A 4,517-nucleotide genomic window follows, 5' to 3' on the forward strand; every position below is an offset into this window, starting at 1 on the left:
CGTGCCGCTTCGGTCTTGAATTCTTCTGTGTACTGCCGTTTCGGTACTGACTTCTCTTCCATCGCTTCCTCCGTACAAACAAGAAATTATCAAATTTCCTGCTGTACGTGAAATCGGGGCAAGGTCAGCTTTTCAGCTTGGCACAGGATTGCCCATATGGTAGCCATGTTGCCTAACATGCCGTTGCACGCCGGCGCCTTCAGCGCTGGTGAACTTTTACGTTAATCGTCATCAGGAGAGTTAGCGCGAATGAAGAAGCTTGATGTAAAGAAAGAGCTGAGGCAGTTTTATCAAGTCTCTGCAAAGGAAGTCGTGCAGGTTGAAGTGCCTACGTTTAAATTCCTCATGGTTGACGGAGAAGGTGATCCGAGCACTTCCCAAGAATATGCGCAGGCTGTTGAGGCATTGTTTTCTGTGTCCTATACCACCAAGTTCATGGTCAAGAAAGGCCCGCAAGAACTTGACTATTCAGTTATGCCGCTCGAAGGACTTTGGTGGGCGGATGATATGTCAGCCTTCGTTGCCAACGATAGAGAAAAATGGAAGTGGACGATGATGATCATGCAGCCCCATTTCGTTGCGAATGAAGTCATTGAAGCGGCTATTATTGAGGTCCGTAGGAAGAAGCAGCTTCCCGGCATCGATAGGTTACGCTTAGAGGAATTCGCTGAAGGTCGTTGTGCTCAAGTGCTGCACGTTGGTCCGTTCTCTGAAGAGGGGCCAACGATCGATCGCCTGCATTCGTTCATCGGTGCACGATCAAGCCTAACCGGAAAGCACCACGAGGTTTATTTGAGCGATATAAGGCGCGCAGATCCGCAGAAGTGGAAAACGATCATTCGTCAGCCGATGCAATGACGACAACCGTTAAAAGCCATGGAACCCATCAACCTGCGAGAAGTAACATTCCGCCGATTTGCATCCTGGCGATTAAAAGCCAATGAGAATTTGCCCTTTGTCGAATCCTTGGACGATCTAAGGCCAAAGTCTGGAGCCGAAGTTGCTGCAAGAGCCATTGCAGCAGGTTATCTAGCTGCTTTTTGCTTTAGTGCCCCTGCTGAGAAAGTGCGCAACGATTTGAGCCGGTTTGCTCTTTGGGAGCAACTAACCATCGACGAACAAAGCCTGCTTTCGAATCAAGATGCAAGCGATCAATCCAAAGCATTTCATAGCTGGCTTGTTGAGTCCATCCAGTTCATGGCATGGAGCCTCAGTCTTGTCCCGCTCGATCATTTTGCGCCGTGCAGCGAAGCACTAGTGAGCCATTTTCCTAAGCCTAGCACCGATCCGGGTCCGTTTATCGCCAATGCATCCCTGCGTCAAATTGATGAGTTGCTTCAGGAAGCAGACACTCTGTATATGCTACATTGGTGCGCAGTTGAGGGGAATCTGGGAGGTCAATCAGATTCCCGACTGAATCTTCCACGTATTAGCTTTAGACGCCACGCTGCTGACTGGGTCGTTGGTGTTGCTGAAGCCTGGGCTGATGTTCCGCTTGACACCTAACCAACGACAAAACATATGGTGATAAGTACCGTGACATTTAACACTTCGTTGCACACCCACGCCTGTGGCGTGAGTGAATTCAGTCGTTATACATAAGAACCAAGATGAAGCTTTTGCGCAAAGTTCTCTGGTATGGATTCGTTTCGATTCCGATGATGTTGCTTCTGGCAGTTCTTTTTTGGAAGCAACTTGTCGGATTCTTGCTTCATGACCTGCCGTTCATGGGAGAGACCTTCAACAAGGCCAGATGGGAAAATGCTCTTAGATGTTCGTCCAACACACAGTGCATGGAGGTTGAGATGGCCTGCGTTCGTGGACCCATGTACCGAGATCTAAAGGGAAATTACCTTTCTGATGGCACGACAAAGGAGGACGTCTTGCGACTGCTTGGCTCCGCAAAACCGGATCATCAAAATCCATCGTGTATGGTGTACGAGCTGGGAATGTGTAGTGGATTTAAGATGGATTACGACTATCTTCACATATGCTTCGATATGAGTGACAAGATAAAAGGCGTGCGCCATTATCAAGGATAAAAAGATGCATAACACAACAATCAACTTGGCCGTTGAGAAACGCCCGTTATCTCGGCGTTATGCAGATTGAAGGAAACATGAAGCCCATGGAAATCAGGAATATCGACGAGACCGACACCGAACAAGTGGCTGATCTTTTTGCAGCATGCTTTTCAGCAGAACCTTGGAATGAACCATGGACTTCTGCAGCTGCGCACTCTCGTATTGCTCCGATGATTCGCTCTGAAACCTGCCGTGGTGCTGTGGCTATCCACGAACATAAGATTGTTGGAATGGCTTTTGGTCAAGTCGAGGGTTGGATTAACGGAAATCTTTTTCTTCTGCAGGAAATGTGTGTTATGCCAAATTCCCAGCGAACTGGTCTTGGTAAGATGCTGCTCGATTTCCTCATCGAGGAAGTCGCCGATCGGGATAACATCATCGCAATATATCTATTGACCAATAGGGATGTACCTGCAGCGTCGTTCTACAGCAAACACCACTTCGCAGCCAGCCCGAAAAAAATAGTTATGGGTGCGTCAGTACGGTCAATTTTAAATGCGAAGTCTGCATAACCTGACAGTGGACACGGGCAGGTTTTCAAACTGCCGGTCACCTGGACGTTAAATTTCCCCAAATCCTGAAGATTTCCCTTCGGAGGCAAACCATGACACCACCAATAATCAGGACTGCTACGGCATCCGATGAAGCGCCAGCCATTGCTGTCGTGGTACTGGCGTTTAGTGCGGACCCTGCTGCGCGTTGGACGTGGCCTGATCCGCACCAGTACCTCATGCATTTCCCCAACCTCGTCAAGGCATTGGGCGGCAACGCGTTTGCACACGAGAGTGCCTACTACGTGGATGGTTATTCCGGGGCGGCGCTGTGGCTGCCGCCAGAGGTTCGCCCTGACGAAGACGCGCTGATCACACTGCTGCAACGCACCGGGTCCGCGTCGGTGCAAAAGGATCTCTTTGCGGTCTTTGAACAGATGGGGCGCTATCACCCGCAGGAGCCGCATTGGTATTTGCCTTTCATTGGGATCGACCCATCCCAACAGGGCAAAGGGCACGGCGCAGCGTTAATGAAACACGCGCTCATCCCGTGCGATCGCGACAATATGCTGGCCTATCTTGAATCCAGCAATCCAAAGAACATTCCTTTTTATGAACAGCACGGGTTTGAGTTATTGGGCACCATTCAGGCTGGGGCGTCGCCACCTATCTTTCCAATGCTCCGCAAACCACGCGCGACGAGTCCGGCATCACCGTAGAATAATAAGGAATAGTCTGTTCCTCGCGACAAGGTTCCAGCGCCGCCGACCATGTCAGAACGGATACTGGGAAAGTACAGTTTGAGTTACATCATCGCATAACATCATGATCGAACCGCTGTTAGCGTTTTTTCATACGGCATCTAACCTGCAGGTGAACTCAGGCAGCTACGCAGCTGGTTATCTCGCACATTAAACGCTGGAAGATATGTCATCACACGCAACTGCAATAGACAAATTCGTGGATTACTTCCATGAGCAGGGCCTGAAAATTGATCAGGTAAATTCGCTGCTCTATAGAAAGGTACTCTATGCGACTGCGCTAGACCCCGTTGCGCGGGCTGCCTTTGGAAATGAAGAAACGCATCGGAATCGCGTGTGTCGCGTTCTAGCCGAGCTGGCGGGTTGGCCGTACGCTGATCGAGTTAGTCTTCCCCAGTTGTGCATGGCACTTCTGGAAGGTGATCTCGAGTCTAGTCCTTTGTATGCGAATGCTCGCGGCCGCTTAAACCATTGGCCAAGTGGGCATGTATTGACGGTAAACGGATCGCCGAAACTTAGTGAACTGTCTCATCTGGCCACAGACAAGCGTTCTACTGAAATACTCTATTCGTGCCAGTACGTGCCTCTGTTCTATACCTATAGAAACAACTTGGTGCACGAGTTTCGAGAGCCGGGCTACGGTATGGAAATGTCGTCCGACGGAAGTCAGCCATACTATCACTCAATGTCTAACCCAGAGGGCGATGATTCTTGGGAGTTGGTTTTTCCGGTAGGGTTTTTCTCAAAGATCTATTCGGGCGCGCTGAAAGGTCTTAAAGAATACCTGCTAAAGGCTGACGTTGATCCCTACGATCGATTTAACTTCGGATCACGCTGGCGTGCTAAGTAGGACGCCGGAGTCTAACAATTTGCTGAAGGCGCGACGGCCATGACGGGCCGCGGCCTGAGCTGAAACGTTGATTGTCCGCTTTGGAGCAAAGTGATTGGCGGGTTTGGGTCGACAGCGCGCCTTCAACCCTGGCTTGCGAATGTCTGAAAGATGACCCGTAGCTGCGGTCGGCGCGGAAGTCTGCCTAATGCCGAGTTCGGCCATTTATAGTCATTCACAGCAGTATGTAGTCGAGTTTGCCCGTACTGGTTTGCCGGGCAAACCAGTACGGAATAGCATCTTATTTGCATGCTGATGTGCAAGATGGTATTCCGTTCTGCCTTCCAGGATA

6 protein-coding genes are annotated in these 4,517 nt (G+C 50.1%); all 6 read left to right on the forward strand.

Translation table 11 applies throughout. The annotated features are described in order from the left end of the window. Positions 1-249: 249 nt before the first annotated feature. The 6 genes from ACFQUU_RS28980 to ACFQUU_RS29005 all read left to right on the forward strand — a co-directional run bounded on the left by ACFQUU_RS28980 (position 250) and on the right by ACFQUU_RS29005 (position 4,186). Positions 250-858, forward strand: coding sequence for a GyrI-like domain-containing protein (locus ACFQUU_RS28980; protein ID WP_382252067.1), 609 nt, complete (start codon positions 250-252; stop codon positions 856-858). A gap of 18 nt (positions 859-876) precedes the next feature. Beyond that, positions 877-1,506 carry a DUF4272 domain-containing protein gene (locus tag ACFQUU_RS28985; RefSeq protein ID WP_382252069.1) on the forward strand — a complete coding sequence of 210 codons (630 nt, stop codon included), beginning with the start codon at positions 877-879 and terminating at the stop codon, positions 1,504-1,506. 104 nt (positions 1,507-1,610) lie between these two features. Then, positions 1,611-2,042 (forward strand): hypothetical protein, encoded by a 432-nt coding sequence (locus tag ACFQUU_RS28990; protein WP_382252071.1) that lies wholly within the window; start codon positions 1,611-1,613, stop codon positions 2,040-2,042. An 86-nt stretch (positions 2,043-2,128) separates the two neighbouring features. Continuing rightward, positions 2,129-2,596: a GNAT family N-acetyltransferase gene (locus ACFQUU_RS28995; protein ID WP_382252073.1), complete on the forward strand. Its 468-nt coding sequence runs from the start codon at positions 2,129-2,131 to the stop codon at positions 2,594-2,596. 92 nt (positions 2,597-2,688) lie between these two features. Further along, the gene (locus tag ACFQUU_RS29000) at positions 2,689-3,294 is read left to right on the forward strand and encodes a GNAT family N-acetyltransferase (protein WP_382252074.1); all 606 of its coding nucleotides are present in this window, start codon (positions 2,689-2,691) and stop codon (positions 3,292-3,294) included. Between the two features lie 208 nt (positions 3,295-3,502). Further along, positions 3,503-4,186: a hypothetical protein gene (locus ACFQUU_RS29005; RefSeq protein ID WP_382252076.1), complete on the forward strand. Its 684-nt coding sequence runs from the start codon at positions 3,503-3,505 to the stop codon at positions 4,184-4,186. Positions 4,187-4,517: the final 331 nt, after the last annotated feature.

It is taken from the genome of Herbaspirillum sp. GCM10030257, from assembly GCF_042666555.1.
Classification (GTDB): domain Bacteria; phylum Pseudomonadota; class Gammaproteobacteria; order Burkholderiales; family Burkholderiaceae_D; genus Noviherbaspirillum.

Coding starts and splice junctions, on each gene's coding strand:
- ACFQUU_RS28980 (WP_382252067.1), top strand. CDS start 250: ATGAAGAAGCTTGATGTAAAGAAAGAGCTGAGGCAGTTTTATCAAGTC.
- ACFQUU_RS28985 (WP_382252069.1), top strand. CDS start 877: ATGGAACCCATCAACCTGCGAGAAGTAACATTCCGCCGATTTGCATCC.
- ACFQUU_RS28990 (WP_382252071.1), top strand. CDS start 1,611: ATGAAGCTTTTGCGCAAAGTTCTCTGGTATGGATTCGTTTCGATTCCG.
- ACFQUU_RS28995 (WP_382252073.1), top strand. CDS start 2,129: ATGGAAATCAGGAATATCGACGAGACCGACACCGAACAAGTGGCTGAT.
- ACFQUU_RS29000 (WP_382252074.1), top strand. CDS start 2,689: ATGACACCACCAATAATCAGGACTGCTACGGCATCCGATGAAGCGCCA.
- ACFQUU_RS29005 (WP_382252076.1), top strand. CDS start 3,503: ATGTCATCACACGCAACTGCAATAGACAAATTCGTGGATTACTTCCAT.